Annotated in this window: 1 protein-coding gene; it reads right to left on the bottom strand. The window is 56.8% G+C overall.

What is annotated here, in order from left to right; translation table 11 throughout:
• Positions 1 to 11: 11 nt before the first annotated feature.
• Positions 12 to 913: IS3 family transposase (locus LIX93_RS29470; RefSeq protein ID WP_226507532.1), on the bottom strand; the 902-nt coding region annotated here is incomplete at its 5' end.

Below are 913 nucleotides of genomic sequence, written 5' to 3'. Positions count from 1 at the left end.
ACTTGTAGTGGTCAACTGATCCCGGACAGTGAATTGAGTTTTTCCTCAGCGACCGCAGGCGCTAGCCCTTCGTTGAACTGATGCGGTCGCCGCCAGTTGTACCGGTCCATCAGGAACCGGCCAATATCCTGTTGCGCCAGCGAAGCGCTCATGTAGCCCACCGTCGGTATCCATTCAGTTTTCAGGCTGCGAAATAGCCGCTCCATTGGCGCGTTATCGTGGCAGTTGCCGCGACGACTCATGCTCTGTGTGAAGCGGTATCGCCATAGTCTCTGGCGGAAACTCCGGCTGCCGTATTGGCTGCCCTGATCGCTGTGAAACAGCACATTTTGAGGCCGGCCACGCTGCTCATAGGCCATGTTCAGCGCTTTGATCACCAGGTCGGCGTCGGGCTTGGCTGAGAACGCCCAGCCCACAACCCGGCGCGCATAAAGATCGATTACGGCCGCTAGATAGTGCCATCGACCTTCGGCCCAAACGTACGTGATGTCACTGCACCAGACCTTGTTCGGGGATTCCACGCTGAACTCACGATCAAGTACGTTCGGGATATCAGGTCGCTCCACGGTGGCCTTCTTGTAGGCATGGGAGCCCGGTTGGTTGCTGATCAAGTTCAGCTCGCGCATCAACTTACGTACCTTGAATCGCCCGATTTGCATGCCGTCCTCTTTCATCATCAGCATGATGCTTCGACTGCCCGCAGCGCTTCGGCTTTGCGTAAACAGCTCGTTCACGCGGCTGCGCAAAACCACCCGTTCGGCATCTGGATACCGACGTTTCCGGCAGTACGCGTAGTAGCACGATCGGGTTACTTCAAATACCGAGCACAACAGATCAATCGGCTCTTGAGCCCGCAGTTGATCGATTAACGCGAACGCTCGTGTTCCTCGGCCATCAAGAGCGCGGTGGCCTT

The sequence above is a fragment of the Pseudomonas sp. MWU16-30317 genome (genome assembly GCF_020515695.1).
In the GTDB taxonomy this organism is placed as follows: domain Bacteria; phylum Pseudomonadota; class Gammaproteobacteria; order Pseudomonadales; family Pseudomonadaceae; genus Aquipseudomonas.
The sequence above is the reverse complement of the archived record's forward strand: the minus strand, read 5'-3'. Positions and strand labels throughout refer to the sequence as shown.